The sequence below is a fragment of the Pseudoalteromonas luteoviolacea CPMOR-1 genome (genome assembly GCF_001625685.1).
In the GTDB taxonomy this organism is placed as follows: domain Bacteria; phylum Pseudomonadota; class Gammaproteobacteria; order Enterobacterales; family Alteromonadaceae; genus Pseudoalteromonas; species Pseudoalteromonas luteoviolacea_K.
Window position 1 is genome coordinate 32,554 of sequence record NZ_AUYC01000011.1, and the last position, 17,087, is coordinate 49,640.

The following is a 17,087-nucleotide window of genomic DNA, read 5'->3' on the forward strand; positions in this document are numbered from 1 at the left end:
CTAGATACTACCCGCATAGAAAAGCGCATTACTGAGCAGACGGCTAGAGCCATACCAGTAACCGCGAAAAACAGGGTTATCAGTCATAACAACGACGACCCCTTTACCATAACGCGCAGCGACTAATGCACTACTTCCTGCTATTTGCGAAATATTGCGTTCATCCGCATACCCAGAGAGCAACGGAGAGCTAGTATACTGCGCCACATTGGTAAAGGGCTTAGTGCTGTGCTTCATTACCCAAGTACTGTTTTTAAATAGCGGCAGGTTTGCATCCTCAAAACCAAATGCTAAGGGGTGTGATACGTCAATTTTGGCCTGAAAAATAGCCCCCGCAATACGTTGCTTGGCAGCCAAAGCTTCCCGCTCTGAAAAAGGCAGACCATCCGTTTTAAATAACGCTTTCATTTCTTTAGTTGACACGGTTTCAACCTTTAGTAGCTGTTGATCTACTAACCATTTAGCGCCGCGTTTTTGTCCCCAAATGACTCCACCCTTTTTTACCCAAGAGTAAATGGCACTTTTGGCTTGATTGTCCATCTGTTCATAGCGGCCATCCGCCAAAATAATATGTGTGTAGCGAGAGAGATCGAGCTTCCCTAAACGATGTTGCTCGACGAGGGTCGGCGCCAAACTGAGATGACGATCTAACTGATACCACAACTCCCCTACTTCATACTGGCTGGTGCCTTTTCCGCCCACCAGCAACACATGCGGTTGCTCAAGTGGTGACATTAACCGAGAGCCCAAATCAATGCCTTGCGCAGTGAGTCCGGTTTCAATCGAAAATAACGGGATATCCACACTTGCAGCCAACGCAGTGAGCCTCTTAAACCAGTTTGAGGCGGTTTGTAAACCGGCAGGGATCACTATACTGCCAGCAGAAAACGCATGCTGGCCGTTTTGCGTTTGTGCGGTAAATGGCTTTAAAGCACCTCTGATTTGAATCCCTTCTGCCAATAATAAGTTGGCCAATTTTGGAGCGAGATAATGATGCCATTCAAATGCAAATGCATACCCACGTTCAAGCTCTGCAGAGCTCGCTTCGATAGGCGCTTTATGCCATGGTGTATCGCTATAATTTAGCCCCCAACTACTCGATACCTTGGCAAAGTCTAAATCAAACGCATAGGGCAAAGTCCAGCCAGACACGTCGTAAAACGTATTGTCTTTAAAGTGTGTTTGTGTGGAAAAAGCAGCTTTAATAAAACGAAATTGAGCCTGTTGTAACGGGATATATAAATCCCCGACTTGATATTCATTTCCTGCAGCTTTAAACGCCTTAGTAAGCGGGTAAGCGACTACTTGATGACTTTTCAATAATTCAACAAATTGTTCAAAACGGTAAGTATCTTGACCTCTTCTTACCATATAACCGTGATATTTCTCTTTACTGGCTAACTGTTTAGACTGTGAAAAAAATGCTTGCTGATAAGCCGTCAGTTCAGATTTAAGCTCGGTCACACCGGCAAATGTTGATAAGGAAGTCAGTAATTGATTTTTTATCGTGCGATGAAAGTGTAAATCACCATTGATGGATTCTTGAACATGACCACGACTGCTTGCCTGTTCAAATAAGACCCCAACAGAGCCGTTTACATCAGGGTAAGTCGAGCCCTTACCAATGTAAAAGTCATCAAAACTTTCTTGCGTAAAATATAACTGCTGCTCACGATCTAAAGTTTGTGCATGGTAGGTGGCTAATTTTTGTGTCAGTGATTGGTTTTGTGCAGGTGTGATTGGATGTGTCCGCGATGGGATCCCGGGCTGAAAAAAGTAACTGCTATTGGTGCCCATTTCGTGAAAATCAGTTAAGACGGTTGGTTTCCAATGATGAAATTGAGTCACTCTGGCACGTGACTCAGGGTGTTGCAACAACAACCAGTCTCTATTGAGGTCAAACCAATAATGATTTGTTCGCGCGGAAGGCCACCCTTCAACATGCTCGCGATGCGCCGGATCGGATGATAACACTTGCCCACGGTGGCTATTCGCCCACTGTGCAAATCGGGCAAGTCCATCAGGATTCATCGCTGGATCGAGCAAAATGATGTTGTTTTCCAGTAAACGCTCGACTTCTTGTCCTTTCGCGGCTGCCAAATAATAAGCCACCAGCAATGCAGCATTGCTTCCCGAAGGCTCATTACCATGCACGCTATACCCCATCCAAATCACATTTGGCGGCTGCGACGTGGTCTCTTGCCCGTTTAATCTTGCCACATGCGCTTGACGCAAAGATTCTAGGTTTTTTAACTGCGAGGCACTGGTTGCACTGAGTAAGAGCAAGGGCCGACGCTCATGGCTATACCCTATTGTTGAAATGCTGAGTCGCGGGCTTTGTTTGGCTAAGAGCGTCAAATATTGAACTAATTGGTCATGACGTACATGCCACTCACCGACTTCATACCCCAGAATATCGCTGGGTTTACTGATACTTTGATCAAACTCTATATCTGAAGAAAAATAATAGCTGATAGGTTTAGCTTGGCTTTGGAATGCCCATAAAACCAGTAGTATCAAAAAAACTCTCATATCAATTCCATCTTTTAATGTTCCCCTATACGCTAGCAAGTTGCACTATTTCACAGCAAATTTTTACGTCCAACACTAGCTACAACCGGACGAGGGGAGTATCATAGGAAGTAACCGAGTAAATTAGTCAAGTATAGCCAGATTATGATCACAATTTCAGAATCAGCCCAAACCCATTTTGCAAAGCTACTCAGCGACCAAGCTGAGGGAACCAGTATTCGTGTATTTGTAGTTAACCCAGGCACAGCGCAAGCTGAATGTGGTGTATCTTACTGTCCTGCAGATGCCGTAGAAAAAAGCGATATGCGCTTTAACTTCAATGGTTTTGATGCCATTGTTGACGAAGAAAGTGCACCATTCTTAGAAGAAGCTGAAATCGATTTCGTCACCGATAAAATGGGTAGTCAGCTTACTTTGAAAGCACCAAACGCCAAAGCAAAAAAACTGAAAGATAACGCCTCTTTAGAAGAACGAGTTGAACATATGCTCGTAACCGATGTCAATCCACAGCTTGCAAACCATGGCGGACAGGTAAGCTTAGTTGAAATCACAGAAGATGGCATCGCAGTAGTACAGTTTGGTGGCGGCTGTAACGGCTGCTCCATGATCGATGTGACGCTAAAAGAAGGCATTGAAAAAGAAATGATAGCCAAGTTTGAAGAAATCACAGGTGTGCGCGATGTTACTGAGCACGCACGTGGTGACCACTCTTACTATTAATCACTATGTTCACGCAATATATTTATCGCTTGGGTTCCAACCCCAAGCGAAGTCTAAAGCGCTTTTTTACAGGTATTGGCCTTTTTGTGATCGCTATGGGATTGTTTGCTCTTAGCCATTACCATGATCCTAGTTGGCGATACGCTGGCTTAGCCGTTTTATTTCCAGCACTAGGCATCGCGGGATATGGCTACTTAGGGATCTTTGCAAACCGATTTTCACAAGTTATTTCAGCAAGGCGTTCTGCACGCCAAGCTTTCGATAACGGTAAATCAAAGTAACGCCACGTAGCGCCATAAAACAGCTCATGGCAAACCACAAAGCGTGGTTGCCATGATCTAATAGTAAAAATACCGGTAAGAAAAAGCCAAACAGCGCAGAGAATATCATACTGTTGCGCATCTCTTTCGCCTTCGTAAGGCCAACAAAAACACCATCGAATAAAAAGCAACTCATCGCGATAAGCGGTAAGACAACTAACCAAGGCAGGTAGATTAACGCCGTTTCCACTACACTCGGAATACTGGTTAACATGCTGATGATCATCGGGCCAAATAACGCAAACGTGATGCAGTATAATAGGGCAAAAACCCCTCCCCATAATATACTCACTGCCACCCAAGCTTTTAACTTTTCAACATCTCTCTCACCTTTCGCTTGCCCGACTTTGGCTTCAACAGCATAGGCAATGCCATCTAATGCAAAACTGACCAACATTAAAAAGTTCAGCAACACCGCATTAGCCGCTAACGTATTCTCTCCTAATCGCGCACCATAAAAAGTCATAAAGCTAAAACACAATTGTAAGACCAATGAACGTATGAAAATATCTTTGTTGAGCGTGAGTAGATGCATCAAATGCTCACGGTTAGGTAGTCGCCATGCGAACGTCCACCCACGTTGTTTGAGCAATGATGCCGTTAAGCACACAGCAAGAATAAGCGCACTGTAATCGGCGATAACCGATGCCCAAGCAGCCCCCGCCACGCCCCACTCAAAACCAATGACAAACAGCAGGTCGAGGACGATATTGACAATGTTAGTAAATAACACCACATAAAACGGCCCCTTGCCGTACTGTAATCCAAGCATAAACCCAAGTAGGACCAAGTTCATCATTGCCGCAGGTGCACTGTAAATTCGAATGGAAAAATACGTCGAGGCTTGTGCCATCACATCACTACTAGGATTAGCAAGACGCTCGATTATATCGAGTAAAAAAGGTGATAAACCAATCAAAGAAAGTGCAAAAAAGAGCGCTATTGCCAGACTCGCAAGTAGGGATTGGTATGAGCGAATCTGGTTTTTCTCACCAAATGCCTGAGCTATTTCTCCAGTGGTACTCATACGTAAAAAGCTGGCAAGCCAAAATAATAATGCAATACTGCCCGATCCCAACGCGATACCAGCTAAATAGTGTGCATGGCTTAAATGGCCGATCACGGCGGTATCAACTAATCCTAACAGGGGGACCGAAATATTTGATAAGATCATCGGCGCTGCGAGAGTGAGTAGTGGAATATGATAAGGTGTACGCAGGTAATGAAAAAGCTTCATAATTTAGTTCTATTTGTTGGTTTAGCCAGTGCTCAAGCACACAGTGCGACTATATTACAGTATCATCACGTCAGTGAGAAACTCCCCCCCGTCACCAGTGTCAGTGAAGACACATTCAAGTCTCACTTAGAGTTTTTGAAACAAGGCAATTACAACGTGATCGCGCTCAATGATTTTATTGATACTCTGCAGCAAGGCAAGTCTCTGCCAATGAATACTGTTGCTATTACCTTTGACGATGGCTACGACAATAATATTGAAGCCGCAGCCCCGTTATTAGAGGCTTATAACTTTCCATACACTATCTTCGTCAACCCGCAATTAATTGATGAAGGGCAAAGCTATGTGATGACTTGGGATGAGCTCAGAGCCTTATCAAAACGCGGGGCTATTATTGCCAACCATAGCGCCAAACATGATTACTTACACCTGCGTAAAAAAGGTGAATCCGAATCACAGTGGCAACAGCGTATAAGTCATGACCTGACATGGTCTCAACAACGGATCAATGCCGAAATTGGACACAATTATCCATATATCGCCTATCCTTACGGTGAGTTTGATACCTCATTACAAGAATTGGTTAAAAAATTAGGATTAATCGGGATTGGCCAGCATTCAGGGGCGGTCGGCCCGACGACTGATTTTACACGGATGCCGAGATTCCCATCTTCTGGTATTTATAGCAATTTAAAAACGTTAAAAGTCAAAATCAACTCTATTCCATTTGATATAGACAAACTGACTTACGACAATTCTGTCACCACACACAGAACGCCGTCTTTTACGCTCTCTTTTAACACCATGGATTTTAGCCAAGGTCAATTGGCATGTTTTGTGTCTGGTATTGGCCGTGCGACACTAACTTGGACTGGGGAAAAGACGGTCACTGTGACGACACCCGAGCCCTTACATACTGGCCGTTCAAGATACAACTGTACTGCGCCGTCAAAGACACACAAGGGCCGCTTTCATTGGTTTTCTCAGCCTTGGGTAGTTCAAAAAGCGCAGTAACTAACTGCTCACAGAGTCCAATAACGCTTTTGCCATGGCATCTAAAGAAACCACTTTATTTGCCGCATTGAGCTCGACGGCTGCGCGAGGCATGCCCCACACCACACACGACGCCTCATCCTGAGCAAATGTGCTCGCCCCAGCTTCTTTTAAACGCAATAACCCCTGCGCACCGTCCGATCCCATTCCCGTTAATAAAGCCGCGTGTACATTTTTTGCGACGGGAATTAGAGAGTCAAACAGCACATCGACTGCGGGTTTATGACGGTTCACTTTTTCACTATCACTCAGTTGGCAAATCAGCTTAGTCCCTTTTTGGACGATTAATAAATGCCTGTCACCCGGCGCAATAAACACTTTGCCTGCCCCGAGCTCATCACCATCTTCAGCCTCTTTCACACTTACCTCACAGCATTTATCCATACGAAGTGCAAATGAAGTGCTGAACACAGGCGGAATGTGCTGCGTGATCACCACAGGTGGGCAATTACTTGGTAGTTTTGTTAATACTTCACGCAACGCCTCTGTGCCGCCTGTGGACGCCCCGATCGCCATCACGCTACGTAATTGAAATTTCTTCCCCGCGGCCAGTGCAGTTCTTGCCCCTGTTTGCTTATCCGCTTTAAATGCCCTCACTCGAGCTCGACTGGCTGTGCGTATTTTTTGGTAAAGTACGTCTGCGTATGCTTCTAATTGCTCTGCAACATTAGACATGGGCTTAGCAATAAAATCGACCGCCCCAACTTCTAACGCTTCCAATGTTTCAGGTGACCCTTTTTGCGTTAGCGTAGACAACATTACAACGGGCATGGGTCTCAAACGCATTAAGTTTTTCAAAAAACTCAGCCCATCCATTTTAGGCATTTCGATATCGAGCGTCAGCACGTCAGGTTGAAGTGCTTTAATCATATCTCTGGCCTCGTACGGATCTTTTGCGGCCCCGACCACCTCAATATCTCCCGCCTGCTCCAGAACCGCTTTTAAAACCGCTCTAAGCAAAGGGGAATCGTCTACTATCAAAACCTTTATCATTGCAACTTACTCTAAAATAGCTCGATATCGGTCGTGGCATCCTGCGCTTCGATATCATGCAAGTATTTAACCTCTCGTTTCTCAATCGTATCGTTATGCATTTGTCTCAGCTTTTTGACTTTAGCGGTACCTGACTGAGGGTGAAACACAACTTTCCTCGGCCATGGCCCGCCAACATCGTGAGAAACCAACTCGAGATTTTCTTCCTCTACGTAGGCTTGTGCAAATCGAATATTGCCCACGCCAATATCTGTCATCGCACTGATAATTTTGCCGCCACCAAATAGCTTCACTTTAAGATTGGAACGACTGGCGCCATTTTTGAGCACTTCGTTAATCAAGAACTCCATTGCCCAGTTGCCATAACGACAGTTAAAATCATCAGAGTGAACATTGGTCACATCCTTCATTTTTTGCGCGCCAGGTAACATAAAATGGTTCATACCTCCAATCCCAAGCTTTTCATCATAAACACATGCGGCGATGCACGACCCGAGTACTGTGGAGATAAGTTCATCATTCTTAGATACATAAAACTCGCCCGGTAAGACTTTGGCCACAACCTTATTGCGTCCGGCATCCCAAAACCGCTTAACGTGCTCAAAGCCCCTGATCACCGGCCTAAAGTGGTTCATGCTGCATCTATCCTCTTATACATAGTTTTGCCTAAATTCTTGAAGTCACAGCGCTCTTTACTCATGGTTTCAGAATGACCAATAAATAAGTGCCCGTGAGTAGGTTCAAGCATCCGGTGATAACCATCAAACAATGTATCTTTTGTCTCTTTATCGAAATAAATTAATACGTTTCTGCAAAAGATCAGATCAAAGGGCCCTCGCATTGGCCAAGGTTCCAATAAGTTTAAACGCTTAAAAAAAATCAAATTCTTCAACTGATCTTTAACGCGATATTGGCTACCGTCACTACTTTTTAAAAACCATTTTCTTAAATGTCCGTCGTCTAATCCTGTCACGGATTGACTGCTATAAATGCCTTGCGATGCCTTTTGCAGGACATTGGAGTCCAAGTCAGTCGCTAAGACTTTCACGTCCCAATCACTGGGAAACTCCCCCGCGACAGTCATCGCAATACTGTAAGGCTCTTCACCCGTAGAGCAACCTGCGGACCAAACGCGAACTCGTCTTGAGTGCCGATTATCTTCTTTAATTTTAGGGATCAGTTTGTTCTTCAGATAATCAAAATGATGTGACTCTCTAAAAAAAGAAGTCAGGTTAGTCGTTATCGCATTGATAAAATGACTGAACTCTTGCTCACTGCTGCTATCTAAAAATGCGAGATAATCTTCAAAGTTACTTAACCCATTAGCTCTAATTCTTCTGGCTAATCGTGAATACACCATTTCACGCTTGTGCGGTCCTAACACAATGCCACATGCGCTATATACTTTTTCAGACACTTTCTGAAAATCCGTGTCAGTGAATGGAAACTCTTTCATATGCTCACAAAGCTTTAATCGTATGTTGATTGACTACGGCTAATTATTAATGTCTATCAGAGTGCCCACGTTTTTAGGGCACTCAGTTAGGGTGCTGTTAAAACTCTTCCCACTCTTCCGAGTCATCAGCAAATCGGTTTGCAGGCTCAGGTACTCGCTGAGATATATCTGCTGTTGCTCCCGAAGAAGTGTTGTTCAATTGCCTATTCCCATTGTTGTGATTTGGCGCTTTTGGAGGGGTAGTAAGCCGCTCTGTGGGTACACTTGTCACCTGAGGTGCTGCGCTGTGCGCGCCCGAATCACCTACATTAAAGAAGTTTAACAGTCTGCGCATATCATTCGCTTGCTCCGCCATAGACTCGCCAGCTGCAGATGCCTGCTCCACCAGTGCCGCATTTTGCTGGGTCATTTCATCCATTTGCGAAACCGCTTTGTTCACTTGTTCAATACCAGAACTTTGCTCTTCTGAAGCCTCAGCGATATCGGATATCATCTCTGTTACCCGCTTAACTGCAGCAACGATCTCTTTCAAAGTTGCGCCCGACTCATTCACCAATAATGTGCCATCTTCAACTTTACCAACACTGTCTCTGATCAAGTCTTTGATCTCTTTGGCAGCCCCCGCAGAACGCTGTGCTAAATTTCTTACTTCGCCAGCAACCACGGCAAAGCCACGCCCTTGTTCACCAGCCCTTGCCGCCTCTACCGCTGCATTTAATGCCAGTAAGTTAGTTTGGAATGCAATCTCATCAATCACACTAATGATGTCAGCTATCTTTTTACTCGATTCATTGATTTCTGACATACTGGCCACGGCACGGTTAACAACTTCGCCCCCCGTCGCCGCCTTTTCACTTGTCTCAGCAGCTAATTCATTGGCTACTTTTGCATTATCTGCATTTTGCCTAACCGTGCTGGTCATCTCTTCCATACTCGAAGCCGTTTCTTCCAATGAAGATGCCTGCTCTTCAGTTCTTTGACTTAGATCCGCATTGCCCTGAGATATTTCCTCAGCGCCACTCGCAACCATCGCTGCTGATGAGCTGATCCGATTCAACACTTCTGTTAGTTTGTCTGCTGTTGTATTGGCGTCCTGTTTCAACTTATCAAACGCCCCGTTATAATCAGCATTAATTCTTTGCGTCAAATCACCATTGGCTAACGCGTCTAACATATTCACGGTATCTGAGACTGCGTCGTCAACCAGAGACACTAAACCATTCAATCCTTTTGCTAATCTGAGATAAAAACCCTGTTTATCACTCTCGTTAAGACGAACTGCCAGGTTACCGTCACGTGCTGACTCAACCAGTTCATTGACTTCCAGCTCTATCGCCACTTCATCAGTGCGGTCTTCCCACTCAACAACCGTACCAATGCGATCACCTTCCGCGCTCACGATTGGATTCGCAACTAACCCAAAAGTGCGTCCTCCGACTTTAATTTCCGTCTTATACGTTTCTGTCAGGTTAGTGACCATATTACGCTGGTGTGCTGGATTTTTATGGAATACGTCAATATTCGCGCCCATAAGTTTGGCACACTCAAAATTAGGTAGATCTTGACGTATATCACGCTCCGCATTTTTCATCATGGTCGTGACCGCATCATTCATATAGACAATATTAAAATGACCATCTGCGATCATGGTGTTCGTCGCAACGTTATCCAATGCCCGTCTTACTCGCAGGTTTTCATTTGCGGCTTTTCTTTCTTCGCGCTCTTGCGCCAAACGCTCTGTTTTATCTTCCCACTCAACGACTGTACCTAGACGATTACCATCACTGTCTTGCACCGGTGTGGCGATTAAGCCAAAGGTAAACCCGGCCACTTCAATGTTGGTTTTATACACCTCGGTCATATTGGCTAACAAGTTTCTTTGATGACTCGGGTTAACGTGGAATATATCTATATTTTGGCCTATCAATGCATCCACATTTAGGCGAGGCAAAGCTTCTTGAAGGCGCGGTTGATTCTTTCTCAACATGCGTATCACAGACTCATTGGCATAGACGATGTTGTAATCATCATCTGCTAACATCACGTTTGCTTGACACACATTCAATGCACTTGATATGCGGGCATTTCTCTGAGCTGCCGCTTTTTGGTTTTGCTCAAAGGCGAGCTGCTCAGTGAGGTCTTTCCACTCAACTAATGTCGCTATACGCTCGTTATTACCGTTAAACACAGGTGTTGCAATCAAATCAAAGGTCAACCCAGACACAGTAATTTGGGTTTTATATACATCGCGTAAATTGGCCAGTAAATTACGTTGATGGCTAGGGTTAGCATGAAACATATCGATGTTTGTACCAATGGTTGTAGCCACGTTAAAGCTCGGTAATTCTTTACGTAATTGGTGCTCATTTTGTCTGAGCATAGTTGTGACTGAGTCATTCATATACACAATGTTTAAGTCACCATCTGCAACCATAATATTGGCTTGGCAGCCTTTAAGCGCCAACAGCAAACTTTCAGTATGATCGTCAACGTGATCATCTTCATTTACTTCAACTTGTGATAAGACGCGGTAAAGTTGAGGAAACCCTGATAGGTCTAATTGTTCAAACCGTTCACGGTTACTCACGGCTATATATGGGAGTGCTGAATAGACGGCAACAAGCTGCTCTGATAGTGGTGACAAACCATGTTTCAAAAAGATTAAAGCAACGATCGTCCCCAGCAATGGAACCGCAAATGATATCATCCGTATTTGCTCTGATTCAGCTAACCCTAGCTGAGCACCAACAATGACACTAATAACCAGAATAATGCCTGCTACTAGAATCTTGTTATTAATACTGCTTTGGATACTCTGTTCGCTCATTTCAACCCCCAATTAGCCTTTGAGCCCACTTTTATCACTCAAATCTAAGACCTTTTCTAGATTTAAAAGCACAACCATTTTTTGACCTACATTTACTAGCCCATGAACAAAATAAGCGTTATCAGAATCCTGAAAATCAGGTACATCTTTCGCTTTTTCCTCAGCAATGCTGTAGACATCTGATACGGCATCCACTACTAGCCCCATAATTTTTTGCTGCTCTTTTATTTGCACTGACACCACAATCACTACGGTCAGTGGACCATACTCAATCGCACTGATGCCAAAGCGCATACGCAAATCAATAATTGGGACGATTGTGCCTCGCAGGTTCATTGCACCTCTCACAAAGTTAGGCGAGTTAGGAATTGTGGTAACAGGTTCCCACCCCCTAATTTCCTGAACTGCTAAAATATCCATGCCATATTCTTCGTCGTGCATCATAAAGGTTAAGAACTGCTTCTCATCCGACTCACCGTCAAACATCAGCTGCTGATTTACTTCAACTTGATCAATCATGCTGGCTCAGCCTCCTCACCTTTCAAATCGACCAATAGCTCAGTTGATCCTGGCCTGCGTAAACCGCTCAATTTAATCAGTCCACTAATATCAATGATCAACGACACCGTACCATCACCTAAAATAGTCGCCCCAGAAATGCCGTCCACCTTTTGATAATTCGCTTCTAAGCTCTTGATAACGACTTGCTGCTGAGCTAATAAGTCATCAACCAATAACCCTATTTTGTAGTTATCACTTTCCACGACGACCAGCAGTGTTTTATCGAGTTCTTCTCGCGCACCTTGATGACTAAAAATATCGTAAAGTCGCAATATCGGTATATATTCATCACGCAGGCGCAGCACCTCTAACCCTTTACCCACTTTACTGACTTTAGAAATATCAATTTGTAACGACTCCACAATAGATATCAGTGGAATGATGTAGGTGTGCGTTGCTACTTGCACGAGTTGCCCATCAAGAATAGCCAAAGTGAGTGGTAACCGGATGGTGAATGTGGAGCCAACCCCTTGCTTTGAAGTCACTTCTACCGAGCCATTTAGCGCTTGAATATTTCTTCTCACCACATCCATGCCGACCCCACGACCCGAGATATCACTCACACTGTCTGCGGTGGAGAAACCCGGCATGAAGATAAGCTCATTAACCTCTTCAACGCTAAGATCATCTGCCTCGTTGATCAGGCCATTGGCTATCGCCTTACTGCGAATTTTTTCAGTGTCCAAGCCTTTGCCATCATCCATAATTTCGATCACGATATTGCCACCTTGATGGAAAGCGTTAAGTGTCACGGTTCCGACAGGGTCCTTACCGTTGGCAATTCGCTCTTCAGGGGTCTCCAACCCATGATCTAATGAGTTTCTGACTAGGTGCACCATGGGATCCGAGAGCTTTTCCATGACCGTTTTATCTAGTTCGGTTTGCTCACCAACCAATTTAAGTTCGACTTGTTTATTGAGTTTTTGAGATGTATCTCTGACTAGCCTAGGAAAACGACTAAACACGAAGCTGATAGGCAGCATGCGAATTCGCATGACATTTTCTTGCAAATCTCGCGTATTGTGAGCAAGTTGAGTTAAGCCTTCTTGCAATGCGGCAATGCTCGACTCCGTAATTTCTTGGTCACCAATTTGACTCAACATCGCCTGTGTTATTACCAGTTCACCAACCATGTTGATTAATGAGTCCACTTTATCTATCCCAACACGAATAGAAGTCGCTGTCGAGTCATTAGACTTTCTGCTTTCCGCTTTACTGGTTTTAACTGACTCTACTTTTTTCTGTACTGCAGCAAGGTTTTCTTCTGCTTGTGCACTGGTGTTTGCTGGTGTTTCAACAACAGGTTGTTCTGGTTGTTTATTTATAGGTTCAGCAGACGTATCTTGGGCATCAAGCGTATCATCTTCGAACAGTCCACCGCATGCTTCAATCTTAATATCCGCATCATCTTCAACCCACTCAAATATTTCCGAAATACAAGGTTCGGGCTTAGTCGTCGTTAAAAAGAAACGCCAATGTAAAAAACAGTCTTCGGGGTCGAACTCTAAAAAGTCAGGGATACCGTCATGGAATGCACTGACCTCCAATTGCCCTAGTTCAGCCAGCTCTGAAAACATGTAAAGCGGTTCATTGCCGGTTTTAAATAAGTGCGGTTCTGGTTTGAAATCTATTTGGTAGGTGGTACTTTGCTGTGCTTCTGATGCAACTTCATTCTCTTCAGTCCCCGTAGGCTCTGAAGATTCACCACCGAGTATTGCTTCAAACCGAGCTTTGAGCTCATTAGACTCACTTAAGTCAGGCTCTTCCTCTGCTTGTAATGCCCCCAACAAGCCACGAACACAGTCAACTGATTTGAGCAACAAATTGACATGCTCTGCAGTAAGTACTCTTTGTCCATCACGGATTTGATCCAACAATGTTTCAAGTACATGAGTAAAGTCTGACACAGACACAAACCCAAACGTACCACTGCCGCCTTTTATTGAGTGGGCTGCTCTAAAAATTGTATTTATGGTCTCAGAATCTTCTTTGCCCGGTTCTAGATTTAGAAGCTCAGCTTCCATTGCATCCAGACCTTCAAAGCTTTCTTCAAAGAACACATCGAAAAACTGGCTTAAATCTATGCTCATGCCTATACCTCGTTGGTACTAGCGGATGACTTTCTTCAATACAGCTAATAATTGATCCGGATTAAAAGGCTTTACGATCCAGCCTGTTGCCCCTGCGGCTTTGCCTTCACTTTTTTTGTCCAATCCAGACTCCGTCGTTAGCATCAGTAACGGCGTGAATTTGTAATTTGGTAGGTTGCGCAGCTCTCTAATTAGTGTGATCCCATCCATCACAGGCATGTTCACATCGGATATCACAGCATCGAACCCCTGCTGCTTGGCCAGATTTAATGCCTCACTCCCGTCCTTTGCTTCTGTGACGTCAAACCCTGCTTTTTTAAGAGTAAATCCAACCATTTGTCGCATTGAAGCAGAATCATCCACAGCTAAAATCTTTTTCATATTGACCTCTTAAATCTTACTGCTAAAGGATAAAATTTCGGTTAAACCAAGTTGCTCTACAGACTCAAACAAAATAGGGCTATCACCATGCCAAGTAATTTTCTGATCAAAATTCAACAACCGTTTTTGCAATGCACACAACATTTGAATCGAAGCAGTATCAACTTTTGAAACATCACTAATATCAATGCAGATTGCTTGCCCAGATTCCAGCTCTTGAACAAACATCTGATAGAGCTCTTCAACTTTATTGATGGCTAACTCAGAAGGAAGTTTAATCATGCGCTTGGCACATTCCCTGTAAAAGTTATAGATAAGATTAGATTAGACGTTGATAGTAAAATTGCCAAAAATTAGGCAAAAGAAATAAAAATATTATTAACTTAGAAACAACCAAGTGCGATTAAAAGGCCGTGCTTCTAGCACGAGTTATAATTTCAAAGTCCGCAACTATCTGGTCAGTATTCACACTTGGCACCTGACCCTTTTTGAATTCAGGTTTAAAAATTGCGCTTAATTCACCGGCTGGATTTATCAATGCAATCGACGCACTATGGTCTACGTAATACTCCGTGTCTTGTGCATCGTTAATGGCGTAAATTAAGCCAATATCCCTCACAAAGGGAAACAATTGCTGATGAGAATGCGTGACCGCTAAAAATGAGTCGTCAAAGTACGCAATGTATTCTTTACGTTTTTGCGCCGAATCCCGGCTGGGATCAACAGAGACAAACCACACTTGCGTTTTTTCGAGCGCACTGAGCTTGCCTTTAATATGTTTGAGTTTGGCTAATGTCATAGGGCAAATATCTGGGCAGCTGGTATAACCGAGAAACAGTAAATTCCATTGCCCCAGCAACTGCGCATTTGTCACGACATTGTTGTTTTGATCGACTAATTCAAACGGCTTTAATAATTTGGGGCTCGGATATTGCACAGTCAGCTCAGATACCTTGTCAGACTTTGAGCAAGACAGTAGTAAACTTGATAATAACACCAATAATATTAAACGCATTAGATCACTAACTTATCGAGGAATAAGGCACTAAAGAGTAACAACAAATAACTGATCGAAAAACGAAAAACTTGCATTGCCGACGCAGAGTTTGATTCAAAATATAAAAGCACCACTTTTTGTAAAAAACGCGCATTTAAAAAGCACGCGACAGCAAGATATAGTATCCCTGACATGCCAATTAAATATGGCAACACACACACCAACACCAATAAAACGGTATATGCAATCATGCATAATTTAGTGAATCGAATACCATGTGTGACAGGTAACATGGGCACATTGGCGCGTTCATAATCCTGTTTTCTAGCAATTGCCAACGCCCAAAAGTGCGGTGGTGTCCAAGTAAATATCATCATGACCAACAGCCAAGGTTCGGCGCTTAAGGCCTGTGTTTCGCTCACCCACCCAAGTAACGGAGGCATAGCCCCTGCCAACCCACCAATTACAATATTCTGCGGGGTCGAATGTTTTAAATATACGGTATACACCACAGCATATCCAAACAGTGCCAAAACGGTCAGTAAGGTGCACAACCAGTTACTAAATAGCAGCAGTAAAATAACCCCGAGCGAACCGATAACCAACGCAAACAAGTAAGCTTGTGATACACTCAGTTGGTTCATCACCAGCGGCCGGTGCCGCGTGCGTGCCATCTGTTTGTCTCTGACCCTATCCAGAATATGATTAATTGCAGCCGCAGCCGCAGAAACCAAACCAATACCCAGCAACGCCCCGAATTGAAACCAGCCACTGCGCTGAGTCTCAGGCGCTAAAACGATCCCAACCCAGGCTGTTAGTACCAGCATTAATACCACTTTTGGCTTGCATATATTAAAGTAAGCTTGAATCTGTTTTGTTGCCCCTTCGAGCACATACGTGTATTTACTAAGCTCAGTATTCATATCCACACCTGCCTAGCTCGTGACAACAAAAAGCAGGCTCTGATCAATGCCAACAATAGCAGCGCTGCCATTAGGTTATGAAATAAAGTTAATAAAATAGGGAATTTGAAATAAACAATGATCCCGCCAATTGCCACCTGCAGTAACACCAATATCGCAACTTGGTTAGCAGCTTTACGAATAATGGGCTGTGATATTTTAAAATGAATTACGATGGCCATGGCGACCAGCGCCAATAAGGTAACGCTGGCCCATATGCGATGCATCAGGTGGATCGATAAGCGCGTTTCAAAGGGTAAGACACCATATTCGTATGTGCTTGATTGCTTTGGCAGCTCAAGTAAACTAGACCAAGAAAACAGTTCACTATTGGCGCATAGCGGCAGGCCTGTACAATGCGGCGCGGCATAGTTTGCAGCGAGCCAACCACCCAATGCGATTTGCAATACCAACACACCTGTACAAAACACGCCAACCTTCAAACACATACCAGCTTGAGACTCATATTCAACTACGGGTGGTGCAGAACGCAAATACAACAAAGTCAACAGAGATAATACGGTGAAGCCCCCTAGTAAATGTCCCATCACGACAAATGGCTGTAAGTTCATCGTCACTGTCCACATACCAAGTAGCGCTTGTACTCCTATCATAAACACCAAAGTACCCGCTAAGACCTTGGGCGCTTGTTGTGCTCTGGATCGGATGATCACAACAAATAGCAATAAGACGACCAACGCTAAGCTACCGGCAAAATAACGGTGGATCATTTCTATCCAGGCTTTTCGAGGCTCGATAGTACTACTAGGATATTTTAACTGCGCGGCCGAAATTTCATGCACCTCGTTGGGTACGGTTAAAAAACCATAACACCCAGGCCAATCTGGACACCCTAACCCCGCATTACTCAATCGAGTATATGCACCGAGCACCACGACACAAATAGCTAACATACACGCAAACGTAATGGTTCTTTGAAGTACAGTAGACATAACGC

16 protein-coding genes are annotated in these 17,087 nt (G+C 44.1%); 3 read left to right on the forward strand and 13 right to left on the reverse strand.

The genetic code is table 11. The features are described from left to right. Positions 1–2,532 (reverse strand): M14 metallopeptidase family protein, encoded by a 2,532-nt coding sequence (locus tag N473_RS01295; RefSeq protein WP_063366393.1) that lies wholly within the window; start codon positions 2,530–2,532, stop codon positions 1–3. Between the two features lie 144 nt (positions 2,533–2,676). Between N473_RS01295 and nfuA the strand changes: the two genes are divergently transcribed. Both nfuA and N473_RS26675 read left to right on the forward strand, forming a co-directional pair. Then, positions 2,677–3,252: a Fe-S biogenesis protein NfuA gene (nfuA, locus tag N473_RS01300; RefSeq protein WP_063366394.1), complete on the forward strand. Its 576-nt coding sequence runs from the start codon at positions 2,677–2,679 to the stop codon at positions 3,250–3,252. Positions 3,253–3,257: 5 nt separating this feature from the next. Next, complete coding sequence (locus N473_RS26675) at positions 3,258–3,533, forward strand: hypothetical protein (RefSeq protein ID WP_080760063.1); 276 nt, start codon at positions 3,258–3,260, stop codon at positions 3,531–3,533. On the opposite strand, the gene dinF is transcribed toward N473_RS26675, so the two are convergent. Continuing rightward, the gene (gene dinF, locus N473_RS01305) at positions 3,478–4,809 is read right to left on the reverse strand and encodes an MATE family efflux transporter DinF (protein WP_081220870.1); all 1,332 of its coding nucleotides are present in this window, start codon (positions 4,807–4,809) and stop codon (positions 3,478–3,480) included. The genes N473_RS26675 and dinF overlap by 56 nt on opposite strands. Between dinF and N473_RS01310 the strand changes: the two genes are divergently transcribed. Beyond that, entirely contained in the window at positions 4,774–5,823 is a 1,050-nt protein-coding gene (locus N473_RS01310; protein WP_063366395.1) for a polysaccharide deacetylase family protein, read from the forward strand. The genes dinF and N473_RS01310 overlap by 36 nt on opposite strands. Here the strand turns inward: N473_RS01310 and N473_RS01315 are convergent, their stop codons facing one another. The 11 genes from N473_RS01315 to N473_RS01365 form a co-directional block, all read right to left on the reverse strand. Continuing rightward, on the reverse strand, positions 5,824–6,855 hold the full coding sequence (locus N473_RS01315) for a protein-glutamate methylesterase/protein-glutamine glutaminase (protein WP_063366396.1): 1,032 nt from the start codon (positions 6,853–6,855) through the stop codon (positions 5,824–5,826). 11 nt (positions 6,856–6,866) lie between these two features. Continuing rightward, positions 6,867–7,490 (reverse strand): chemoreceptor glutamine deamidase CheD, encoded by a 624-nt coding sequence (gene cheD, locus N473_RS01320; protein WP_039607680.1) that lies wholly within the window; start codon positions 7,488–7,490, stop codon positions 6,867–6,869. Then, entirely contained in the window at positions 7,487–8,311 is an 825-nt protein-coding gene (locus tag N473_RS01325) for a CheR family methyltransferase (RefSeq protein WP_063366397.1), read from the reverse strand. Before N473_RS01325 ends, cheD begins: the two co-directional genes overlap by 4 nt. A 97-nt stretch (positions 8,312–8,408) precedes the next feature. Then, positions 8,409–11,138: a methyl-accepting chemotaxis protein gene (locus N473_RS01330; protein WP_063366398.1), complete on the reverse strand. Its 2,730-nt coding sequence runs from the start codon at positions 11,136–11,138 to the stop codon at positions 8,409–8,411. A gap of 12 nt (positions 11,139–11,150) precedes the next feature. Beyond that, positions 11,151–11,657: a chemotaxis protein CheW gene (locus tag N473_RS01335; protein WP_046355950.1), complete on the reverse strand. Its 507-nt coding sequence runs from the start codon at positions 11,655–11,657 to the stop codon at positions 11,151–11,153. Further along, the gene (locus N473_RS01340) at positions 11,654–13,789 is read right to left on the reverse strand and encodes a chemotaxis protein CheA (RefSeq protein WP_063366399.1); all 2,136 of its coding nucleotides are present in this window, start codon (positions 13,787–13,789) and stop codon (positions 11,654–11,656) included. The genes N473_RS01335 and N473_RS01340 overlap by 4 nt, the downstream gene beginning before the upstream one ends. 18 nt (positions 13,790–13,807) lie before the next feature. Continuing rightward, positions 13,808–14,170 (reverse strand): response regulator, encoded by a 363-nt coding sequence (locus N473_RS01345; RefSeq protein ID WP_039607675.1) that lies wholly within the window; start codon positions 14,168–14,170, stop codon positions 13,808–13,810. A gap of 9 nt (positions 14,171–14,179) precedes the next feature. Beyond that, entirely contained in the window at positions 14,180–14,452 is a 273-nt protein-coding gene (locus tag N473_RS01350; protein ID WP_039607674.1) for an STAS domain-containing protein, read from the reverse strand. A 121-nt stretch (positions 14,453–14,573) separates the two neighbouring features. Next, a complete protein-coding gene (locus tag N473_RS01355) occupies positions 14,574–15,185 on the reverse strand; it encodes an SCO family protein (RefSeq protein ID WP_063366400.1) in 612 nt (203 codons plus the stop codon). Further along, positions 15,185–16,090, reverse strand: a complete 906-nt coding sequence (cyoE, locus tag N473_RS01360) for a heme o synthase (RefSeq protein ID WP_063366401.1) — start codon at positions 16,088–16,090, stop codon at positions 15,185–15,187. The genes N473_RS01355 and cyoE overlap by 1 nt, the downstream gene beginning before the upstream one ends. Next, positions 16,087–17,082 (reverse strand): COX15/CtaA family protein, encoded by a 996-nt coding sequence (locus tag N473_RS01365; RefSeq protein WP_052262080.1) that lies wholly within the window; start codon positions 17,080–17,082, stop codon positions 16,087–16,089. The genes cyoE and N473_RS01365 overlap by 4 nt, the downstream gene beginning before the upstream one ends. Positions 17,083–17,087 lie beyond the last annotated feature (5 nt).